This is a genomic window from Bradyrhizobium sp. sGM-13 (assembly GCF_018398875.1).
GTDB lineage: Bacteria > Pseudomonadota > Alphaproteobacteria > Rhizobiales > Xanthobacteraceae > Bradyrhizobium.
Window position 1 is genome coordinate 49,531 of record NZ_JAGWDK010000004.1, and the last position, 21,382, is coordinate 70,912.

At 61.0% G+C, this 21,382-nt stretch carries 22 protein-coding genes, 1 tRNA gene and 1 pseudogene; 11 read left to right on the forward strand and 13 right to left on the reverse strand.

The features are described 5' to 3' along the window. Positions 1-248: 248 nt before the first annotated feature. From KJQ96_RS06775 to KJQ96_RS06790, 4 genes are all read right to left on the reverse strand, one after another. Complete coding sequence (locus KJQ96_RS06775) at positions 249-1,289, reverse strand: alpha/beta fold hydrolase (RefSeq protein WP_309142378.1); 1,041 nt, start codon at positions 1,287-1,289, stop codon at positions 249-251. A gap of 923 nt (positions 1,290-2,212) precedes the next feature. Next, positions 2,213-2,563, reverse strand: a complete 351-nt coding sequence (locus tag KJQ96_RS06780) for a hypothetical protein (protein ID WP_213285914.1) — start codon at positions 2,561-2,563, stop codon at positions 2,213-2,215. A 129-nt stretch (positions 2,564-2,692) separates the two neighbouring features. Next, positions 2,693-3,277 (reverse strand): peroxidase-related enzyme, encoded by a 585-nt coding sequence (locus KJQ96_RS06785; protein ID WP_213285915.1) that lies wholly within the window; start codon positions 3,275-3,277, stop codon positions 2,693-2,695. A gap of 110 nt (positions 3,278-3,387) precedes the next feature. After that, positions 3,388-5,151 (reverse strand): ATP-binding protein, encoded by a 1,764-nt coding sequence (locus KJQ96_RS06790; protein WP_213285916.1) that lies wholly within the window; start codon positions 5,149-5,151, stop codon positions 3,388-3,390. A gap of 405 nt (positions 5,152-5,556) precedes the next feature. On the opposite strand from KJQ96_RS06790, the gene KJQ96_RS06795 reads away from it, so the two are divergent. Next, on the forward strand, positions 5,557-6,816 hold the full coding sequence (locus KJQ96_RS06795; RefSeq protein ID WP_213285917.1) for an MFS transporter: 1,260 nt from the start codon (positions 5,557-5,559) through the stop codon (positions 6,814-6,816). Between the two features lie 28 nt (positions 6,817-6,844). Here KJQ96_RS06795 and KJQ96_RS06800 read toward each other — a convergent pair. Beyond that, a pseudogene (locus KJQ96_RS06800) lies at positions 6,845-7,818 on the reverse strand (tripartite tricarboxylate transporter substrate binding protein). A gap of 195 nt (positions 7,819-8,013) precedes the next feature. On the opposite strand from KJQ96_RS06800, the gene KJQ96_RS06805 reads away from it, so the two are divergent. The 9 genes from KJQ96_RS06805 (at position 8,014) to KJQ96_RS06845 (ending at position 16,790) form a co-directional block, all read left to right on the forward strand. After that, on the forward strand, positions 8,014-8,739 hold the full coding sequence (locus KJQ96_RS06805; protein WP_213285918.1) for a TetR/AcrR family transcriptional regulator: 726 nt from the start codon (positions 8,014-8,016) through the stop codon (positions 8,737-8,739). Between the two features lie 32 nt (positions 8,740-8,771). After that, positions 8,772-9,641: an amidohydrolase gene (locus tag KJQ96_RS06810; protein WP_213285919.1), complete on the forward strand. Its 870-nt coding sequence runs from the start codon at positions 8,772-8,774 to the stop codon at positions 9,639-9,641. 13 nt (positions 9,642-9,654) lie between these two features. Next, positions 9,655-10,659 (forward strand): tripartite tricarboxylate transporter substrate binding protein, encoded by a 1,005-nt coding sequence (locus KJQ96_RS06815; RefSeq protein WP_213285920.1) that lies wholly within the window; start codon positions 9,655-9,657, stop codon positions 10,657-10,659. A 55-nt stretch (positions 10,660-10,714) separates the two neighbouring features. Beyond that, positions 10,715-11,440, forward strand: coding sequence for a PIG-L deacetylase family protein (locus KJQ96_RS06820; RefSeq protein WP_213285921.1), 726 nt, complete (start codon positions 10,715-10,717; stop codon positions 11,438-11,440). Next, on the forward strand, positions 11,437-12,129 hold the full coding sequence (locus KJQ96_RS06825) for a 4-carboxy-4-hydroxy-2-oxoadipate aldolase/oxaloacetate decarboxylase (RefSeq protein ID WP_213285922.1): 693 nt from the start codon (positions 11,437-11,439) through the stop codon (positions 12,127-12,129). Before KJQ96_RS06820 ends, KJQ96_RS06825 begins: the two co-directional genes overlap by 4 nt. Position 12,130: 1 nt before the next feature. Further along, positions 12,131-12,982, forward strand: coding sequence for a hypothetical protein (locus KJQ96_RS06830; protein WP_213285923.1), 852 nt, complete (start codon positions 12,131-12,133; stop codon positions 12,980-12,982). Positions 12,983-12,995: 13 nt separating this feature from the next. Next, positions 12,996-13,946, forward strand: a complete 951-nt coding sequence (locus KJQ96_RS06835) for a catechol 2,3-dioxygenase (RefSeq protein ID WP_213285924.1) — start codon at positions 12,996-12,998, stop codon at positions 13,944-13,946. A 120-nt stretch (positions 13,947-14,066) separates the two neighbouring features. Beyond that, positions 14,067-15,275 carry a cytochrome P450 gene (locus KJQ96_RS06840; RefSeq protein ID WP_213285925.1) on the forward strand — a complete coding sequence of 403 codons (1,209 nt, stop codon included), beginning with the start codon at positions 14,067-14,069 and terminating at the stop codon, positions 15,273-15,275. 297 nt (positions 15,276-15,572) lie between these two features. Beyond that, entirely contained in the window at positions 15,573-16,790 is a 1,218-nt protein-coding gene (locus KJQ96_RS06845) for a transporter substrate-binding domain-containing protein (RefSeq protein ID WP_249733824.1), read from the forward strand. Between the two features lie 133 nt (positions 16,791-16,923). On the opposite strand, the gene KJQ96_RS06850 is transcribed toward KJQ96_RS06845, so the two are convergent. The 7 genes from KJQ96_RS06850 to KJQ96_RS06880 form a co-directional block, all read right to left on the reverse strand. Beyond that, entirely contained in the window at positions 16,924-17,667 is a 744-nt protein-coding gene (locus KJQ96_RS06850) for a hypothetical protein (RefSeq protein ID WP_213285926.1), read from the reverse strand. A 94-nt stretch (positions 17,668-17,761) separates the two neighbouring features. Beyond that, positions 17,762-18,169 (reverse strand): hypothetical protein, encoded by a 408-nt coding sequence (locus tag KJQ96_RS06855; protein ID WP_213285927.1) that lies wholly within the window; start codon positions 18,167-18,169, stop codon positions 17,762-17,764. 4 nt (positions 18,170-18,173) lie between these two features. After that, positions 18,174-18,386: a hypothetical protein gene (locus tag KJQ96_RS06860; protein ID WP_213285928.1), complete on the reverse strand. Its 213-nt coding sequence runs from the start codon at positions 18,384-18,386 to the stop codon at positions 18,174-18,176. A 194-nt stretch (positions 18,387-18,580) separates the two neighbouring features. Beyond that, a complete protein-coding gene (locus tag KJQ96_RS06865) occupies positions 18,581-18,994 on the reverse strand; it encodes a hypothetical protein (protein WP_213285929.1) in 414 nt (137 codons plus the stop codon). Next, the gene (locus tag KJQ96_RS06870) at positions 18,991-19,218 is read right to left on the reverse strand and encodes a hypothetical protein (RefSeq protein WP_213285930.1); all 228 of its coding nucleotides are present in this window, start codon (positions 19,216-19,218) and stop codon (positions 18,991-18,993) included. The genes KJQ96_RS06865 and KJQ96_RS06870 overlap by 4 nt, the downstream gene beginning before the upstream one ends. Before the next feature lie 259 nt (positions 19,219-19,477). Beyond that, positions 19,478-20,011, reverse strand: coding sequence for a phage portal protein (locus tag KJQ96_RS06875; RefSeq protein ID WP_213285931.1), 534 nt, complete (start codon positions 20,009-20,011; stop codon positions 19,478-19,480). 369 nt (positions 20,012-20,380) lie between these two features. Continuing rightward, positions 20,381-20,454, reverse strand: a tRNA-Gln gene (locus tag KJQ96_RS06880). A gap of 63 nt (positions 20,455-20,517) precedes the next feature. Here KJQ96_RS06880 and KJQ96_RS06885 point away from each other — a divergent pair. Continuing rightward, a complete protein-coding gene (locus KJQ96_RS06885) occupies positions 20,518-20,739 on the forward strand; it encodes a hypothetical protein (RefSeq protein WP_213285932.1) in 222 nt (73 codons plus the stop codon). 63 nt (positions 20,740-20,802) lie between these two features. Here the strand turns inward: KJQ96_RS06885 and KJQ96_RS06890 are convergent, their stop codons facing one another. Beyond that, entirely contained in the window at positions 20,803-21,369 is a 567-nt protein-coding gene (locus KJQ96_RS06890; protein WP_375293146.1) for an invasion associated locus B family protein, read from the reverse strand. Positions 21,370-21,382: the final 13 nt, after the last annotated feature.

Genomic DNA, 21,382 nt, shown 5'->3' on the forward strand with positions numbered 1-21,382 from the left:
ATGCGCGGTGATGACAGGCCCCGCGAAATCCGCGGCCAGCGGTCCCGCATGTCGCATGCGCTCATGCGGCTACTTGCTGCAGCAGACAGCCCGTAGGATGGGTAGAGCGCAGCGAAACCCATCGCGTCTCGGGGCCGCAATTGATGGGTATCGCTTCGCTCCACCCATCCTACGCGGCCCAATACGCGTCGCCGCCGAAACGGCGGATTACGCTATCGCTAATCCGCCATACGTCTTGCTTTTTCTTCTCACGATCGCTTCGCCTCATCCAGAAATGCCTGCACTGCCTCGAACAGTTTTAGCCTGTTGCGCTCCATGATGATGGAGTGCGTGCCCTCCGCCAGCGCCACGTAGCGTTTACCCGGGGAGTTCACCAGAAGCGGAAACAGCGTCTGCGCCATGTAGGGCGGCGTGTCGCGGTCCCATTCGGCGCCGACCAACAGCGTTGGCACCGTGATCTTGGCGGGATCGTAGTACGGTTTCCCGGCACCGAAGAATTCGGCCCCGTCCTGTACGACGCCGTTCGGGGCGCGAACGACCGGCGGATTCATCGCCGCGCCGACCGGATCGGTGGCGAATGTCGCGTCGGCCCAGGCGTCGAACCAGCCGGCGGGAATGAGGCTGGCCTTCTTGTCCTCGGGCACGCCGGTGTACCAGCGCTCCTTCGCCTGATCGCGGTTGACCATGCGGTATGCGCCGAGCTTGCCGGAGCCAGCCTGGACGAGCGAAGGCGTTTGCCGGATCCAGGACGGTGCGTAGAGAACGAGACGCTCGACCTTCGAAGCGTTTTGCGTGGTGTAGGTCGCCATCAGCGTCGTTCCCCAGGACCAGCCGAGTAGGTTGAGGCGCGGAATGTTGCGCCGCTGCAGGATGAAATCGACGGCGGTGCCGATATCCTTGACCGCGGTCTGGCCGGTCACGATGGGCGGATTGGCCTCGGGCTTGTCGGCCATCTCGGGAGGACGCGTCGACTTGCCGTAGCCGCGCAGATCGAGCAGCCACACGTCGTAACCGCGCGCGGCGATGTATTCCATCCAGGACAGGCCATCCAGCTTGAGATCGAACGCCGTCTCCGAAGGATAGGTCGCGCCGTGAACGTAAAGCACGGTCTGCTCCGGGTGGAAGGTCGTCATGTCCGCCGGCCGCTTGTTGCGCACATAGATCTCGATGCCGGGATCTGAAGTCTTGACCATCATCTCTTCAGTCACCAGAGCCCTCGTCTGTGCCAGCGCCGGAATCGAAAGGAGCGTTGCGAGAACAAAGCCTGCGGTCGCGATTGAAAGTCTCACCATAGCCTCCCTCGTTTTTTCTGTATTTGTGTTTACCTAACGTAACGGCAATCGCGCCCACGGTGCATCTAATTCTCGCCCTGGTGACGGATGGGCAATCGATCGGGGCCAAAGGGCGCTGCGCGAATGCGCGAATTTCAGTAGTAGTTTCAAACTGATTTGCCCCGTCCAGTCGCGCGGGCAAAAATAAAACGCTTCGCAGCAAACCCAAATCACGCGTACAACTCGGCCCATCCCGTCCCGAAGAAGAGGGGCGTTGGCCATCGTCACGAACGTTGGGACGGATTGCGGTGGACGCGGCAGCGTCGGGCGCGTGGATGTGGTCGCAGGGCGGTTATCCGTGAGTGAACCCAGCGCGCAGGACGTACGGCGCTTAAACGCCTCCGCCAAGACTTCGGCTGGCACGCACTTGGCCGGTCGAAGTCCCTGGCAGAGGAAGCTGCGTACGGCAAAATCGTGTGGTCCTGGCACCCGTGGCTGGTGTCAAGCCGGCGGAGGTTTTTCGAAACCCGACCGGGTTCGATGAATCGCTAATCTGTCGGCGACGGAGGCAAGAGGAATTCGTCTCCAGGGAGAGCGCGGCATAAGCCGTAAACCCATCGCGCAGGGAATGCCGGGCTGCTCCGGCTGTACCTGTATGCTCGTGTGCGCACTTCTTAAGTGCATTTGCACACGAGACCGCGGGTGCAGCAAAGCACCCGGCATTCCCTGCGCCCTCTCACTTTTGGGGCGAACGATTTGCAAAAGCTCGGGCGCATTGTGTCGCGAGAACGCCCTCACACATTCAGTTGTCGTCACCCGCGAAGGCGGGTGACCCAGTATTCCAGAGACAGTAGTGATTAGACCGATAAGCCGCGGCGTACTGGATACCCCGCCTTCGCGGGGTATGACGGCTTTTGTCGCTTGAACATCGAAACAGGAGCCTACCCCTGCGGCGCCACCGAAATCCTTGCGCAGTCGCGGCGGCCCATCAGGACGCAATCCTGGGTCTTGCGGAGATCGGCGATGCTTACCGCAAGCCAGATGCCGATCGCGGTCAGGGCCACGGTGAAGGCGAGTGCTGCGATGTTGGCGAGCATGCGGTGACGGAAGTCGTCGCCCTCGTCGCGCGACCGTTCGTAGCGGGACAGATCGTTCGCGGTTTGCGGCCCCTTGACTTGACTGGTGGCCTGGGCAGGTTCTTCCCGCCCGCCAGGCGGGTGGGCCGAGGTACGCGGCCGGAACTTGAGCACGACGTGCTCATCGTTCGTGATAATGGGCCGCTGGGTTTTCACTGCGTTCGTCCGACGAAAAATCCCGCTGCCCTTTTAGCACGGCGGCAGCGCGTCCAACATGAAATCTTGCAAACCGCAGGACAGCCATCCATCTCCGCAACGTCTGATGGAACCGTAACGACGCGGGGCTCAGTCCTGTTTCGGCAGCCGCCCCATCATATAGAACTCGTCGTTCGGGCGCATCGCGGTGACGTTGGCCAGCCGGTTCGACAGCGCGAAAAAGGCCGAAATGGCCGCGATGTCCCAGATGTCGTCCTCGGAAAAGCCCTGGCCGGCGACCTCGGCAAAATCGGCCTCGGAGACTTCATTGGCCGCCCGGCTCACCTTCATGGCGAAGTCGAGCATCGCGCGCTGCCGCGGCGTGATGTCGGCCTTGCGGTAGTTGACCGCGATCTGGTCGGCGATCACGGGGTTTTTCGCCCGGACGCGCAGGATCGCGCCGTGGGCAATCACGCAGTAGTGGCACTGATTGGCGGCCGACGTCGCCACCACGATCATCTCGCGCTCGGCCTTGGTCAGCCCGCTGTCCTTCTCCATCAACGCGTCGTGATAGGCAAAGAAGGCGCGAAACTCGTCGGGCCGGTAGGCCAGCGTGAGGAACACGTTCGGCACGAAGCCGGACTTCTCCTGCACCGCGAGAATTCGCGTGCGGATATCCTCCGGCAGCTTGTCGATGGCGGGCGGCTGAAATCGTTTGGCGGCAGGCTTGGACATGAAAGGGTTCCGGCTGATGGCCGCGGGATGCGGCGTTGCCGGAACCATATAGCGTTTCGGGAGAAGTGGACACCGCCCCGCGCGGAGCAATCGCGCGAAACTGTTATGCCTCAGCGCAGCGGCCTTTTCAGCAGCGAGAAGCGGTCGGGATCGAGCCCCATCGAGGGCTGCAGCATCGGCGCTTCGACCGGCGTCATGACGCGGGCGGCAGGGCGATCGTTGATCGAGGGATCGTTCGGCACGTCGCGGTGCGAGGTGGCGCCGCGCCAGCGATCCAGCACGGCCGAGACGAAATGCATGTCGTGGCCGGCGGAAACCGACGGCACGGTGGCGATCGTGGCTTCGCTGCGCGGCAATTGATGCACCGGAACCTCCTTGAAGCGCAGCCGCGTCGGCAGCGCCACGCCTTCGCCGAAGGCCAGGACTTCGCGGGTGCCGAGCGAGGGCACGAACGACAACAGGTTGGCGGCGGCGTCCGAGACCGCCGAGCGCAAGAGCGCCTGGTCGCGGTCGTTGGCAAGGCGCATCGCAAACAGCGTGTTGCACTGGGAAATGATGGTGGCGTCGAGTTCGGCCGGGCGCTGGGTGACGAGGCCGAGATAGACGCCGTATTTGCGCCCCTCCTTGGCGATGCGCGACACCGCCTTGCGCGTCGGTCCGAAGCCGATGTTGCGGTCGGCCGAGGCGTAACGATGCGCCTCTTCGCAGACGAACAGCAGCGGCGACACGCCATCGCTCCACAGGCCGAAATCGAACGCCATGCGGCACAGCACCGACACCACGGAATCCACGACTTCGGCGGGGAAGCCGGCGAGCTGCATGATGGTCATCGGCCGGCCGTTGGCAGGCAGCCGGAACAGATGGCTGATGACTTCCGCCATGGTGTCGCCGCCGACATTGGCGTTGTCGAACATGAAGGCGTAGCGCGGATCGTTGCGCACGGTCTCGATGCGCGAGATCAGCTTGTGATAGATGATGCGCGAGGAGCGGTTCTCCAGCTTGCCCATCCGCTCGTCGATCAGCGAGATCAGGTCGACGAGGCGATATGGCACCGGCGTATCGACGGTGTAGACGCCCGACTTGGGATCCATGCGCTTGAGCCCGAGCCGGTCGGAGTTCTGATACTGGGTATAGATGCCCTTCGCCATCGGAATGACTTCGGCCAGGACGTCGAGCTCTTCCGGCACGCCCGGGCGGCCGCCGAACAGCACGTCGACGATCTCTTCGAAATTGAACAGCCAGAACGGCAGTTTCAAATTGCGCGGGTTCATTACGACCGCGCGATCGCCGAAGCAGCGGCCATATTCGTTGTGCACGTCGAGCAGGAAAACCCGCAGGTTCGGCCGCGCCTTCAGAATCTCGTTGAGCAGGAGCGACACGCTGGTCGATTTACCGACGCCGGTGGAGCCGAGGACCGCGAAGTGCTTGGAGAGCATCTCCTCGACGTCGACATAGGCGATCACCGAACGGTCCTGCTGCAGGGTGCCGACATTGATCTGGTCCGACCCGCTCGGCGCATAGACGGTGCGAAGGTCCTGGGCGGTGACGAGGTCGACGGCGTCGCCGATCGTCGGATAATTGGTGACGCCGCGTTGGAATTTCGGGCGGTCGCCGCCGAAAATTTCGCCGAGCAGGTCGACCGATGCGGTCGCGATGTATTCATCAGAACTTGGCTGATTCTCGCACGACACCTCGGTAATCATGGCGATGATGGTGGTGGTTGTCGCACAGCGAATACTGATGAAGCGGCCGACGGTGGCGCGCACTTCGGAAAGAGGCATCTGGCCTGTCGCCAGAAGTCCGACCCGGGCGAGGGAGCCGCGCACGGAAATCACACGTCCGAAGGATGTCACGGTGTTGAACCTGGATCTCATGAATTGGGGTCTGGCCAGCATTATGGGCGGTCCCGACTAGCGAAACGGTTAAACCGGCGTGGTTCCGTATCAGCTAAATCAGCGGCATCCCGGTCAGGATGCGTATTTGCAGCGGAGTCCGATCTCACGCTCCGATTGCGAGTTAGGCTTGGAAAATCAGGGTTTTCTCGCATTTGCTGGGTCGCGCGAGCGCTGCTGCGAATTAATCTTTCGTTTACCATTTCGAAGGAGAGGACATCCGATCGGCGATGAATGCTCTCGTACCGCGCCAGGGCCATGTCGGCTGCCTTAAGACGTCGTCTGCTCGAAACGCGGCTGCTTGAAACGAGGGGTCCAGCTTGCTATCCAGTTCTTCATAACAAGAAACAGGGCAGGGTGGACCGCGATGAATCGCGACAACGCATCTTGAGCGAGCCTGCGCGATCTTCCGCGCTCGCACCATTCCGCGTCAGGAACTACCGCTTTCAATGGCCGGCTGATCTGCTCACCTCGTGTGCATTCGAGATGGAGCTGCTCATTCTCGGCTGGTACGTGCTGGTCGAGACCGGTTCGGTCCTGCTGCTTACTCTGTTCGCCTCACTCGGCTATGTCGGTACGCTGGTAGCGCCGATGTTCGGCGTCGTCGGCGACCGCATCGGTCATCGCGATCTGTTAGGCGCGATGCGCGCGACCTACGCGGTGCTGGCGGCCGTGCTGATGACCTTGGCGCTGTCCGGCCACCTCGCGCCGATTTTTGTTTTTGTCATCGCAGCCGTGATGGGCATCGTTCGCCCATCGGATCTTGGCGTGCGTGGCGCGTTGGTTGCGACCATCATGCCGCATGGCCAGTTGATTGGGGCGATCAGCATCTCGCGCACGACGATGGATACCGCGCGAATCGCCGGCGCGCTGAGCGGTGCCGGCCTGTTTGCCTCGCTCGGCATGGGGCCGGCCTATATGGCGATCGTCTGCCTCTATCTCACCGCGACCGCGCTGACGCTGTGCATCGTAGCGCCGGCAAAGTCGCACGCGGCGGGCGAGGCTTCTGGCGAGGCGTTGCAGCGTTCGCCGCTGCGCGATCTCAAGGAGGGGGTCGCCTATGTCTGGACCACGCCGCGGATGCAGGCCGCGCTCTGGGTGGCCTTTCTGGCCAACCTCACGGCCTATCCGCTCTCCAACGGCCTGCTGCCCTACATCGCCAAGGCGATCTACGGTACCAACCAGACCGGGCTTGGCTATCTGTCGGCAAGTTTTGCGATCGGCTCGCTGGCCGGTTCGATCGTGTTGAGCCTGATCCGCGATATCCGGGTGGCGCGGCTGATGATCGGCGCCACCGTCGTCTGGTACGCGACCTTGCTGGTGTTTGTGCAGATGCAGACAGTGCCGACCGCGATCGTGTGCCTGGTGGTGGCGGGCTTTTCGCAAAGCCTCGCCATGATCTCGATCGCCGTCATCCTGATGCGGACCGCGACCGAGAATTTCCGCGGCCGGGTGATGGGCGTGCGCATGATGGTGATCTACGGCCTGCCGATCGGCCTGTTGGCCGCCGGCAGCCTGATCGACGAGATCGGATTTGCGGCGACCGGCACGGTCTATGCGGCGGCTGGTCTGGCGCTGATGCTGGCGATCGTGCTGCACTGGCGCGCCGATCTCTGGCACGTGCATGCACCGGCGAATGCGCGATGATCTGACCGCGCAAGCCGGCTCGACGATCTCACTGCACCTTGATATTCGCCTCCTTCAGCACCGGCTCCCACTTCGCGGCTTCGGCGCGCATGAAGGCATCGAAATCCTTGGGCGAATTGCCGACCGGCGTGGCGCCCATTTTTTCCAGCGCGGTCAGAACTACCGAATCCTTCAAGGCGGCGGCAAGGTCGGCGTGGATCTTGGCAACCAGGTCGGGCGCCATGCCGGCCGGGCCGAGAAAACCCCACCAAACCGAGGCGTCATAGCCGGGCCGGCTTCCGCGACCGTTGGAATATCGGGCAACGCCTTCGAGCGCTGGGCTGTCGTCACAGCAAGGGCGCGCACGGCGTTGCCTTCGAGCTGGCCGACCACTTCGGGCAGCGGGTTGACGCTCATGGGAATCTCGCCCGCGATCACGGCCGTGAGGGCAGGGGCACCGCCCTTGTAGGGGATCGCCTGGATCTTCACCTTGGCCATGTAGTTGAGGAGCTCACCGGCCAGATGCGCCGAGGTGCCGTTGCCGGACATGCCGTATGACAATGACTCCGGCCTTGCCCGCGCTGTCGCCAGCAACTCCCGCAAATTCTTCGCTGAGCTGGTTTTGGATACCACGATCGCCAGCGGCGAATAGGCGATCTCGCTGATGGCGGTGAAGTCCTTGCAGGTGTCGTAGGGCAATTTTGGATAGAAGAACTGGTTCAGCGGATGGCCGCTGGCGACCAGGATCAGCGTGTAGCCGTCCGGCGCCGATTGCGTGAGCGCTTGCGAGGCAATGATTCCGCCGGCGCCCGGACGATTTTCAATGACGGGCTGCTGCCCCCAGGTCTTCGACAGCGATTGCCCGAGCGTGCGCGCCAGCACGTCGACCGCGCCGCCGGCAGCGTAGGGCACCAGGATTCGCACCGGCTTGGTCGGGAACGGCTCCGCATACACGTTCGTGCCGGCCAGCGAAAACAGGGCGGCGGCGACGATGGTGCGGATGAATGCTTTGCGTGGGATCATGAGAAAAGGTCCTCGTTTGCTGGGCGTATCACTAGAGAAATTCATGCGTGCCAACCTGGTGGCGCTGCGCCATCAGGCGGCTCTCCCTTGTCATTTCGGCCTGTCGCGGTGGTTGGCCCGTCCACTTAGATGTTTGTTGACTAGACCTGATATTTTGTACAAACGTACAAAACTCGAGAGCGGAAAGCAAATGCCATGACGCGAAACCCCAATATGCGGGAAGCCATCCTGAGCGCGGCCGAGCTGTTGTTCTCGACGCGCGGTTTCAATGCCGTGTCGATCCGCGACATTGCGCTGGAGGCGGGCGCCAACCCCGGCAGCATCACCTATCACTTCAAGAGCAAGGACGGGCTGCTGCTCGAAATTTACAAGCGGCATTGCGGCCCGATGAACAAGCGCCGCATCGAACTGCTGGTCGCGGCAAAGCGCGTGCGCGACATTCAGGACCGGCTGGAAGCGATCGTGCGCGCCTATGTGCAGCCGGCGTTTTCGTCGAGCAGCGATCTTGCCGGCGGCGGGGCGCGATTCACGCGGCTGCGCGCGGTGATGTCGGCCGAAGGCAATGCGGTGGTGGGGCGCATCATCGCGGAAATCTTCGACGACACCACCAACGCATTCATCGATGCCATCGCGGAAAGCCTGCCGCATCTGCCGCGCACGACGATCGTGTGGCGGTCGCAGTTCCTGCTCGGCGCGCTCTATTACACCCTCGTCAACCCGGAGCGGGTGACGCGGCTGTCCCGCGGCGAAGCCGATGGTGCCGACATGGCGGAAGCGATCGAGCAGATCGTCTCGGCGACGGTCGCCTCGTTGCAGGCATCCGACGTCGATCATGTCGACGGCGCGTCACGCCGGATCAAGCCAACACAACCGCACGCGGTGGGTGCCGTTCGAAAGCGGAAAGAAAATCCATCCGACTAGACCTGCCCGAACCGAGCACTGCAGAAGGCACCATGAACAAGCCCACAATTCCCGGACCCGATCCCAACACGCGAACGCCGAAGTTCAAGCTTCCGGCGCTGGCGTGTGACGCGCACACCCATATCTTCGGCCCCGGCGACAAATATCCTTACGCACCCGGACGGCCCTATACGCCGCCGGACGCGCCGCTCGAGGATTTCCGGGCGCTGCACAGGAAGCTCGGAATCGGCCGCGCCGTCATCGTCAATGCCAGCGTGCATGGCACAGACAATCGCGTGGCGCTCGATGCCATTGCCGTCAGCAACGGGACCTTTCGCGCTGTCGCCAATATCGACGATACCATCACCGAGCGCGGCCTTCGCGAGCTGCACGAGGGAGGTTTCCGCGGCTGCCGCTTCAACTTCGTCCGTCATCTCGGCGGGGTGCCCGACATGGCGGCGTTCCATCGTATCGTCGCGATGGTCGCGCCGCTCGGCTGGCACATCGACCTGCATTTCGACGCGATCGACTTGCCTGAATATGCCGAGATGCTGGCAAAATTGCCGCTGCGCTACACCATCGATCACATGGGGCGCGTCAAAGCATCCGACGGTCTCGACCAGCTTCCGTTCCGGACGCTGATCGACCTGATGAAGCGTGACGAGAAATGCTGGGTGAAGGTGTGCGGTTGCGAGCGGGTGTCCTCCGGCGGGCCACCATTCCACGACGCGGTGCCGTTCGCGCGCCGCATCGTCGAGACGGCGCCGGAGCGCGTGATCTGGGGAACCGACTGGCCGCATCCCAATGTGAAGGTGATGCCCAACGATGGCGATCTGGTCGATCTCATTCCGCTGTTTGCCCCGGAACCGGAACTGCAGCAGAAGATTCTGGTCGACAATCCGGCGCGGCTGTTCGAGTTTTGAAGGAGCGCGTGCGATGGCGAACAAACGACAGCAGTATTGCTTAAGCCGGCGCCACGCGTTGTTCGCCGGCATGGCGGCGCTGGCGGCAGCGCTGTTGCTGCCGCAAATCGCCCGCGCGCAAAGCTATCCGAACCGACCGGTGCGGCTGATCCTGCCGTTCGGCGCGGGCGGCGTCGCCGACGTCACGGCGCGGCTCGTTACCGAAACACTCGGCGAAAAGCTCGGTCACCGCTTCGTCATCGAGAACATGCCGGGCGCCGGGGGTATCAACGCGGTGCGCGCTGTGCTGTCCGCGCCCGCGGACGGCCATACGCTGGCGCTGTTCAGCAATGGCACCGCGATTTCCGTATCGCTGTTCAAGAACCTGACGTTCAACCCGGTGACCGATTTCGTTCCGGTTTCGAGCATGGGCTATTTCGACTTCATCTTCGTGACGCAAGCCGGTTCGCCGTATCCCGCGATGGCTGACTTCATCAAGGCAGCGAAGCAAAAGCCCGGCACACTCAATGTCGGCACCATCAATGTCGGATCGACCCAGAACCTCGCCGCGCAATTGTTCAAATCGACCGCCGGCGTCGATGTTACGATCGTGCCGTTCCGCAGTTCGCCCGAGGTGCTGATCGCGCTGTTGCGTGGCGATATTCAGATGGCGATCGAAAATTACAGCGCAGTGCGATCGCATATTGCCGACAAGGCGGCGATTGCCGTGTCGTCTTCGGGGCCGGTGCGCACCACGTTCCTGCCCGACGTGCCGACGGTGAAGGAAGCCGGCGGCGGGAATTTCGAGGCGCGGTCCTGGAACGCGATCTTTGCGCCGAAGGGCACGCCGCCGGAGGTGATCAGGGCGCTCAACGCCGCGCTGCGCGACGTGCTCGAGACGCCCGACTTGAAGAAGCGCGCGCTCGATCTCGGCATCGAAGCCAAGGCCAGCTCGCCCGAGGAAATCCAGGAACGGCTGAAGGCCGATATCGACAAATGGGCTGATGTGATCGAGCGGGCCGGAATTGCCAAACAGTAGTCATGCTGCCGGTGCGGCCGGCAATGTGCAACAATCGAAGGAGGAAATCCCGATCATGAGCAATGCTGGAAAAACGGGCCTCGTGGTTACGGCGCATCCCGGTGATTTCGTCTGGCGCGCGGGCGGCGCGATCGCGCTGCACGCGAGGAAGGGCTACCGCATCAAGATCGCGTGCCTCTCATTCGGCGAGCGCGGCGAAAGCCAGTTCGCCTGGAAAGAGTCCGGCGCGACGATGGACAAGGTGAAGGCCGGAAGGCGCGACGAGGCGCAGCGCGCGGCGGAGATGCTGGGCGCGGAAATCGAGTTCTTCGACGCCGGAGATTATCCGCTGCGGCTGACGGATAAGCATTTCGACCGTATGGTCGATATCTACCGCGAGCTCAATCCGTCCTTCGTGCTGACCCATGCGCTGGAGGATCCCTATAATTTCGATCATCCGAACGCGGCGCACTTCGCGCAGGAAACCCGCGTGGTCGCGCAGGCGATGGGTCACAAGCCCGGCGCCAAATACACCTATTCGGCGCCGCCGGTGTTCCTGTTCGAGCCGCATCAGCCGGAGATGTGCAACTTCAAGCCGCAGGTGATCCTCAACATCGACGAGGTCTGGGATATCAAGCGCAAGACGTTCGAAATTCTCGCGGCCCAGAAGCACCTGTGGGCCTATTACGAGCGGGTCGCGCTGCAGCGGGGCGTGCAGGGTGGCCGCAACACCGGCAAGCCAATGACCTATGGCGAGGCCTATCAGCGGCTGTTTCCGATGGCGATGGAGGAGCTGGCATGAAGACGGTCGTCGTCCGCAATATCAAGCGCACCGAGCCCGAGTTCGTGAAACGGCTCGGCGCGCTCGGCGTCGCCACCGCGCATGAGGCCTATGGCCGCTTCGGGCTGATGAAGCCCTATATGCGCCCGGTGTGGAGCGGTGCAGAGACGGCAGGCACCGCCGTGACCGTGCTGGCGCAGCCCGGCGACAACTGGATGATCCATGTTGCGGTGGAGCAGTGCCAGCCCGGCGATATTCTGGTGGTCGGCTGCACGACCGACAACACCGACGGCATGTTCGGTGATCTGCTGGCCACCTCATTGATGGCGCGCGGCGTCAAGGGCCTTGTCATCGATGCCGGCGTTCGCGACGCCAAATCGCTTCGCGAAATGGGCTTTCCAGTATGGTCGAAGGCGATCTCGGCCAAGGGGACGGTGAAGGCGACGCTCGGCGCCGTCAACGTTCCCGTCGTTTGCGCCGGGATCAATGTGGTGCCGGGCGATGTGGTCGTCGCCGATGACGATGGCGTCGTGGTGATAGGACGCAAGGACGCCGCCGATGTCGTCGTCAAGGGCGAGAAGCGCGTAGCCGACGAAGACGGCAAGCGCAAGCAACTCGCCGCGGGCGTGCTCGGGCTTGATATGTACAAGATGCGCGAGCCGCTGGCGAAGGCCGGGCTCGTCTATGTCGACGAGCTGGAGGAGGACTGAGATGGCGATGCGCCTGCGCACCTTGCTCGGCGACCATCCCGGCACGACCGCGCTGAAGAATGGCTCGACCAGGTCGGATCTGGTCGCGTTCGATTTTGCGCAGTATTCGCCGACGAACAAAGGCTTCAAGCCGATGGTTCGCGAGGGGGCGTTCGACATCTCGGAGATGGCGATCGTCACCTATCTGATGGCGAAGTCCTTCGGCAAGCCGATGGTGCTGCTGCCTGATGTTGTGCTGGCGCGGTTTCAGCACGGGCATGCGCTTTACAATGCGAACGCGGGCAAGCTCGGGCCGCGCGACCTCAATGGCAAGCGGGTCGGCATCCGCTCCTTCACGACGACCACCGGCGCATGGCTGCGCGGCATCCTTGCCAATGACTATGGTGTCGATCTCGATTCGATCGACTGGGTGACATTCGAGGACGCGCATGTCGCCGAATTCGTCGATACGACCAGGCGGGCGCCCGCGGGCAAGCAAATTGTCCAGATGCTGATCGACGGCGAACTCGATGCAGTGCTCGGCGAGAAATCGGATCATCCGGATTTGAAGCCGCTGTTTGCCGATGTCGCTGCTGAAGAGAAGGCTTGGTTTGGGAAGCACGGAGTAGTGCCGATCAACCACATGGTGGTGGTGAGCCGGAGATTGTCGGAGGAACATCCGGACGCTGTGCGGGAGGTGCATCGGCTGCTTGCCGAGTCCGCCGCGGTCTCGCCGGCAGCGCCGCGCTTCACCACGGATGAGATGCAGCGCTCACTAGAGCTGATTATCGGTTATTCAGCCCAGCAGAAGCTCATTCCACATGCGCTCAGCGCGGACGAACTGTTCGACGACGTGACGCGAGCGCTGCGCTAGGATGGAGACGACAATGACCCCCGAGCCGATCTTCGATCTCGCCCATCTCGGCCACATGGAATTGTTGACGCCGAAGCCGGACGAGAGCCTGAAATTCTTCGTCGACGTCATGGGCATGACCGTCAGCGGCCAGAAGGGCGAATCGGTCTACCTGCGCGGCTGGGACGATTATGAGCGCTACTCGCTGAAGCTGACGGCCTCGAAAACTGCCGGAATGGAGCACATGGCGTTGCGCGCGCGCAGCCCGCAGGCGCTGGAGCGTCGCGTTGCCGCGCTGAAAGGCTCCGGCTTCGATATCGGCTGGATCGATGGCGATATGGGGCAGGGGCCGACGTTCCGCTGTCGCGATCCCGACGGCCATATCGTCGAGCTCTATTACGAGACCGAGTGGTATCAGGCGCCGCCCGAACTCAAGCCGGCGTTAAAGAACCAGGCGCAGCGCTTTCCGGCGCGTGGCGTCAATGTTCGCCGGCTCGATCACCTCAATTGCCTGGCCGTCGACATCAAGGCGAACAGGCTCTTCTTCGAGAACTATCTGGGCTTACGCCCCACCGAGCAGATCGTGCTGAACGACGGCACGGAAGCCGCGATGTGGATGACAATGTCGAACAAGAGCTACGACTTCGCCTATACCCGCGATCACTATGGCAAGGCTGGACGCTTCCATCACGTCACCTACGCGCTCGACAGCCGCGAGGAGATTCTTCGCGCTGCCGACATTTTTTTGGAGAACGGCGTCCACATCGAGACCGGTCCGCACAAGCACGCGATCCAGCAGACCTTCTTCCTCTACGTCTACGAGCCCGGCGGCAACCGCGTCGAAGTCGCCAATGCTGGGGCCCGGCTCATTCTCGCGCCCGACTGGAAGCCGATTGTCTGGACCGAAGAGGAGCGCAAGAAGGGGCAGGCCTGGGGATTGAAGACGATCGAGTCGTTTCACACCCACGGCACGCCGCCGGTGTAAGGCGACGTTTGCCCGCCATCGGCCAGCGGACGTTTAGAAATGGGGAAGATGACCGGCCTTGCGGCCGCGATGTTACGCACCATCTTGATGCGAACGTGCGAATGACGTCGTGGGTGGTCGATGGCAGAGCTTGTGGATTTTTCCAGCGAGGCCTTTCTTCGTGATCCCCAGAAAGGCGTGGCCCTGTTGCGGTCATCCGGACCTGTCGTCGCGACAAAGTTTCCCATTCTGGGCCGGCTCTGGGTAACCACGACCTACGAGGCGACGGCGCGCGTGCTGAAGGACAGCCCGACCTTCACGCTGCGCAAGGAGGGTGGCTCGCTCGTCGGCTTGCCCTGGTGGATGCCGAAGATGATCGGGGTACTCGCCAACAACATGCTCACAATGGACGAGCCGGATCACACGCGGCTGCGCGACATCGTCGACGAAGCGTTCCGTCGCCGAGCCGTCATGGACATGGAACCACACATCCGCGCCATCGCCGATCGCCTCGCCGATAAATTGTTTGCGGCGGGAAGCCCCGCCGATCTGGTGCAGCGTTATGCGCGGATGTTGCCGCTTGCGGTGATCTGCGAACTACTCGGCCTGCCGTCGGCCGACCGGCCGAAATTCATCGCCTGGGCCAATTCAATCGCGAATCTCACCAACGCGTTCGGCCTTCTGCGGTTGATCGGCGGAATGATGAAGATGCGGCGCTATCTGAAAGCGCGTCTGCAGGTCGCCCGGGAACAGGGCGGCGAAGGATTGATTGCCGAGCTTGTGCGGGTCGAGAAGGAAGGCGGGCGCATCACGCCGGACGAAATGGTCTCGATGGTGTTTCTCTTGCTGGGGGCGGGCTCCGAGACCACCACCCATCTGATCAGCGGATCGGTGTTCGAATTGCTGAAAGATCCTGCGCGGCGGGATTGGCTGGTCGCGGACTGGAGCCGCGCTGGCCTTGCGGTGGAAGAATTTTTGCGCTTCGTCTCGCCGGTGCAATTTTCAAAACCGCGCTATGTGCGCCATGACGTCGATGTGGACGGCGTGAAGTTGAAGAAGGGTGATCGGGTCATGGCGATGATCGTCGCGGCCAATCTCGACCCGCAGGCGAACGAGGGTCCCGAACGCCTCGATCTCGAGCGGCGGCCGAACCGGCATCTCGCGTTCGGGACGGGAATACATTTCTGCCTCGGCCACCAGCTTGCGCGGATCGAAGGAATGTGCGCGCTGCAGGCGTTGTTCACGCGCTGGCCGGGGCTGAAGCTGGCGGTTGAACCATCACAAATTCATTGGCGGAGACGGCCGGGCATTCGCATGATTGCGGAGTTGCCGGTGGTGGCGGGCGGGTAATGCGCGCGCCATCGAGCACTGCGGTTCGAGATCGGGAAAATGCTTCCGTCAAATGCGCACCGACTCGTTACTGAAGGTAGGTCATCCGCTTGCCTCAGGCATGCGGCCCAGACGGCGCGTCTAAGTCATCGCGGACTTCCAGCATTGTTGCGCATGGTAGATGCCAGCAGGTGATCGCGGGGAAGGGCGCCAAGGGAAAGGTTCCGCAATGGGCGAGCTGGTTGGCGCCCGCCGGCAGACGAAATGCCGCCAAATAGCAATGCTTTCGTCGCTCGATCTCGATAATTGAGGTCCGCTATGAGTTCGTTCGAGGAACCTCCTGCAGTCTCGCACTGCGATGCATCTGACCGGCTGGATATCGCTCAAGAATCCGTTAGACGTTTTGAGCAGCGAGATCAGGGCTCGCAAGGCGAGCCAGCGATCTCGTCACGTCGACCGGTCCTGCTATGCCTTCTGTTGCTGGCGGTGCTTGCACTCGGCTGCGGCGCGGTTCGAGCCCAAGGCACAATCCCCGACAGAGAATTGGTAGTGGCGACTAAGGAAGCGCCGCCCTTCGCGATGAAGCAGCCGAACGGGAATTGGAGCGGTATCAGCATCGAACTCTGGAGAAAGATCGCTGCTGGAGCGCATCTACGCTTTCGCCTAGTCGAGACCCAGAACGTGCAGGATCTGCTGGATGAAATCGCGAAGGGCAACCTCGACGCTGGTGTCGCAGCGGTAACTGTGACCGCTGCGCGCGCACGCAGCGTCGATTTTACCCAACCCTTCTACAACACCGGACTCGGGATTGCGGTGCCGATCCATGAAAGTGCCTGGGTGTCGATCGGGAGGGCGCTTCTTTCCTTCGGGTTTTTCCAGGCTGTCACGGTGCTGCTTTGCTTTGCGATGGCGGTCGGCTTCCTTATTTGGCTGTTGGAACGCCGGAAAACGGAACATTTCGGCGGGGGAGCCAAGGGGCTCGGCTCCAGCTTTTGGTGGTCGACCATTGCCATGACACAGGCAGGCGCCGCCCAGAATGCGCCAGCAACGCTTCCCGGGCGGATCGTCGCAACCGGGTGGATGATCGCTTCCGTTATCGCCATAGCCGTGTTCACCGCAGGCATCACCTCCACGCTCACGCGCCGAGGGCTCGAAGGCGCCGTTCACGGTTTCAACGACCTGCGATCCGTGCGCGTCGGCGCCGTCGCCAACTCTGCGACGACCGACTACCTCACTCGTCAGCAGCTTTCCTTTCGAGCGTTTCCAGACCTTCAAAGCGGCCTATCTGCATTGAGTCGTGGCACGATCGATGCCTTCGTCCATGACAAGCCGCTTCTGACCTGGGTCGCGCGGAAAGACTTCTCGGCCTCGGTTCGTATTGTCGACACCAGCTTCAGCAGCGAGAGCTATGCGATCGTGCTGCCGAAAGGCAGCACATTGCGGCCCATGCTCGATCTCGCCGTGCTCGATCAGATCGAAAGCGATTGGTGGCGACAAACGCTATTCCAAACCCTTGGAAATGCGCGATCTCACTAAGGCGCCCAGCTGCGACGCCATCGGCTTTCTGTGGTCTCTCAACTTCCGCGGGGCTCTTTATCCGACCGGAACGGTCGCACGTATGAAGGGCCGTTGAGGCTTCCGGGCACAATCGAAACGTCGAGATCGGAATTTAGTCCGCTGTGATTTGAGGGGCAGAGATCGTCCTCATGTGAGGCAGCCAATTTTTGATCCATCCAAGGTCGATTGCGCCGAAGATCGCTAGAATAGCAATTGATCCAAGTAGGACTGGGATTGCACCATCGAGGATGTAGTTGCGGATTACGTAAGTAAGCTTGACGACATTTAGTCTGACCTTGGTGCGGCGACGATTCCAAACAGCAGCCTTCGCGTACCGGGACCTCCATCTATGGAAGTGCTGATCAAGCTTCCCACACTCTTCCGGATGTGTAGACGGCGTGATTTCGTTCCATTTTCCTCCTGAAGAGTCGAGGACCAGGAGCCGATAGCCCCGTTCGTGTCTTGGTTCTGGTTCCTCGAAGGAATAGTCATAGTGCGAGATCACGCGAAGGTCGGGACCAACAATCTGCTGCAGAGTCCCGATCGTCCTATCCTTGTAGCTTTCATGGAAGCCGCCCACTCTTAGGTTATACGATTTTTCGCTCCCTTCCTCGTGAGCGGTGCGCTCCAAGTTCTTCATATCGATCGTGTAGTAGACCACGAAGGTACAGAAGAAATACAGAAGGACTACCAGGAGCAGAAACGCAAACAAGCGGCCGTCGAAATTGATCGACAGTCCGCCGATAGGTATCTTCTCGATCGACACGCTGAATGCATTGGCGCTGATTGCGAGCACGGAAGTGACAAGCAAATTGCGCTTCGTAGCCCTGGTCGCGGTTGAAAGCGGGTCTGCCATAACCCCAGTTTAGGTGATTCCCCTTCAATCGATTCAATCAGAGCGAGTGGCGAGGCGCAAGCGCGGTTTCCCGCGCCTCTTTGGTTGAGTGCCCCTAATCTGGTGGCCCAGAAAGAGTCTGAGCCAACGGCTCGATTAAGTCTCTTGCCAACTGCCGAGCTTCATTGATGCTCAACTGGCATTCTCTGCCCGCTGGCGTGGTGATCTGCACTGCTCCATTCGGAGCGGGGCGAATCTGGATAGTTGCATCTTGAAGCGCGACCGGTTTGGTATCTTGACCTTTGGCAGCCTCCGTGAGCGCGTCAGCAATATGCCTCGATTGCGGATATCTGAAGTAGGGAAAATGTTCGTCGTCAAGCACAAGGGCGAACGCTCCGCGCCCGGGGCGGTCACCCTCTTTCTCCCAAACTTCCTCAAGCGACCATCGATCGCGATGAATCTTAAATCTCGTCGTCATTGCGCGTTCCTCTGGGGTATTCGGATCAACCAAACAATTTTCCATAATGTCATTCCATGGCCCGCAGTTTCTCACACTCCTCAAGCCAGGCCGCGACCACGTCGCCATAGATTTCCGCAGGCCAGATGTCGCCAGCCTCGCCAAGCGCGATCTTGATCTGATCCGGGGTGATTTTTCCGGCAAACGGGCAGGGCTCCAGGTTCGCCAGCCGTTCAACCAGTCGTGTATATTGATCGTCATTCAGGAAAATCTCTTCGGTCATGTTCAGCCCATTTGGTGATGCAACGATTCCCGACTCGCACACTCGGAATCGGGTTTCAAGCGGGGGCGGAGCGGGCATTGGCCCGAAAATGTAAGCGCTGGCTTATGAGCTCGCCGGAATTCTTGAATCGCATCAAGCGAGATTTGTAAGTGCTGGCTTACATGGAGGAATGAAAATAAACTTGGGTATGACGACTAATTCAGAGGTTTTCCCTTTAGGCAGGACCGATAGGTCCATTGCGGAAATCCTCCCGGTATTTGTTCATAGATAGGCGCGTCGAAGTGAATACGACGAATTAGGGTTAGAATGCCGAGTTGCGTGCCGACCGGTAACAGAGTCTCGGAGGGAAGCTCTGCGGCGGTCCGCTCTGCTTCTTGTTGGCCCCACCGCATCATTGCTACGACCGTGGCGTTCCGTTTTCTGAGATCGGCTAGCGTCGTCGGATAACGCAGGGAATTGGAGCACATCATCTTGAGGCTAGGCTGTTCGGGTATAGTGTCCCAAGCTCTAATTTGAGCTAGTAGGCTGTCCTGCGCGTGTGCCGCTGTTGCTAACGCCAGAAAGCTGGAAAGGCAGACTGCAAACTGTGTCGCACCAAAGATGCTCATGCGTCTCTCCGTTCGTTAATGATTTGGCGAGTTTCGTTGTGGACGAACTTTGCCCGCCGGCGCAGTTCCTTGGCAATGACGTAGGTGTGTTCTCCAATCTTATCTTTCACGCGGGCGCGGGCCTTTAGGAAGTACCCCGGCCATCCATCGTCGCAGTGCTGCGGATTCCAATCGATCTGATATTCCTTTCCGCGACCCTTCCATACACCCCAAGCGTCTTTCATAGCGTCCTCAATCGACGGACGCTGGCTGTCATCGGCTTGGATAGCGCCGTGCAAGTGAAGCCGGCCATGTTTGGTTATGTCCGGAGAATAGATAGTTAGGTCTAAAGCCGAGCTTGCGCATCAAAGCTCTGTTAAAGGCCCGAACCAATGAAACCCCGGGGATGAGAAAGTGCTTTATCAATGTCCGGCTGGGGCAGGTTAAATGTCCAAGAGGTAGCGTTCTCCCAAATCTGTAGGGCAACTGTAGCCTGGACCAACTTTATACGATCGTCGGTGTGATCCCACGAGCCAAGGGAAGTTTTCTTGCAGGTAGAGGACAGAGGTAGACCGGCTCGCCGCCTTCGAAGGTGACGCTGACCGGCGTTTCTTCGGGGTCGATCCGGATCAGCTCGAATGGCTTGCCGCCATCCACGCGGTTGATAAAGACAAAGCCGCCGTGCTTGTGGAGCAGGGCGTCACGGGTAATTTCTTCCCGGAATTTTGCTGCGGGCGTCCATTCGTTGGCCGCATCGTGAAGGAGGACATAGGCGGGATGGTTGCGGTCGCGGTCGCGGTCCTTCGCGTCATCCGCGCCGCGCTTATAGGCGTGAACTGGAAGCTGGCCGATCGCTTCGGAGGTCGACTGCACGGCGCAATGCACGGGCGCGCATTGCATCGCGGTTCGCGGCGTGACGGTGACGCCCGAACTGGTTGCTTGGCCGCTGAACGTATCCAGCAACCACGCATCCGGTGATGCGGTGCCCGATTTACGTTCGAGGCCGAAGAGTTTTTGAATCGTTGAAGTCAGAGACAAAGAGCGAAAATCCAAGGATATCAGACCACGCCATGCGGTCCGTTCAGTTATTCCCCGGTGTGCTCGCTTGATCGGTTGTTGCTCAGTAGACGAGCAGTATTCGCGTCGATCTCGAATAGATTGCACTAATAAAAAGATCAGGGCAAACTGATTGTTTTCTCTATAGTTTTTCGCGTTACTAATATTAGTCGCGCAACTACTTCAGTCGTACTTAAGGACAAGACTTACGCGCGAAAAGTACAGGTCTTCGCCGTTGACGTCCTGCCGCGCTGTCACGGCAAAATGCACCGGAAAACTGTTACGGATGCCGGCCTCTCAGCCCGCCCGAAATCCACCTAAGCTATTAATTTTGCTGAAGTTAAACCAAAATGGCTGGGGAACCTGGATTCGAACCAAGACAAACAGAGTCAGAGTCTGTTGTGCTACCGTTACACCATTCCCCAAGAATTGCTCAATGACATCAATGCCTTAGATGGGATGTCCGGGCAATCGGCTGGAGCGGGATTTTGCAAATCGCCGCTTTCGCTGGTGCGTCGTTCTACTCGCTCGGTCTGGGCCTTGGCAAGCGTGGAAGGAGGGGCATTTTCCAACGAATTGCAGGGTGCCGCGGGCGGTACTTGTTGCCGTTCGAATTCACCGGGCGGTTGCTGAAGGTGACGGTCGACATGCATGCCGACCAGAAGCTGGATGGCGGCGGCGTGGGCGCCGCGGAGATGGCGCGGCAGTAGCTACCGTCATTGCGAGGAGCCACCGGGTCCGCATCTAGAGCAATGACGGGTGGCACGAGTGGCCTACTTAATCTTCTCATAAGCCGCGGCGAAATCCGCCAGCGGCATCGGAATCGTAATCGCTTCCTTGGCCATATTCTGGAACGAGACCTTCAACTGTTTGCCGGATTTCAATGCGGCCAGCATGTCCGGCGAAATCTGGGCGTTGGCGTAGCAGCCGCGTGCCTCGCAGGTCTGAACCTGCAGGTCGGACGTCATGCCGTCGTCGACCTGGAGCTTGGCTCCGGCCGGCAGGTTGAGCCCGAGCGGCAATTGCACGATACCGACCGGTGCGCGGGTTTCGGCCGATACGCGGATACTGATCAGCACGATCAACTGACCGGTCTTGGTCAGGACGGCGCTTTGCTCGATCGCGCATTCGAGTGGCGCGCCGCGGCTGGCGCTGCTGCACCGTGCAACCCAGCCGGGAGGCGCGGATGTATTGGCGCCCTCGACCGAGCCAGCGGCCGGAGCTGGCGTTGCCTGCGCCGTGGGCGCAGCATTCTTGGTCTTGAGCGCCTGGGCTTGGCCGTGGCCGCACATGCCGAGCAGCGCTGCGGCAACAACCGCTAGTTTGATTGAAATTTTCACTGAACCGGCTCCG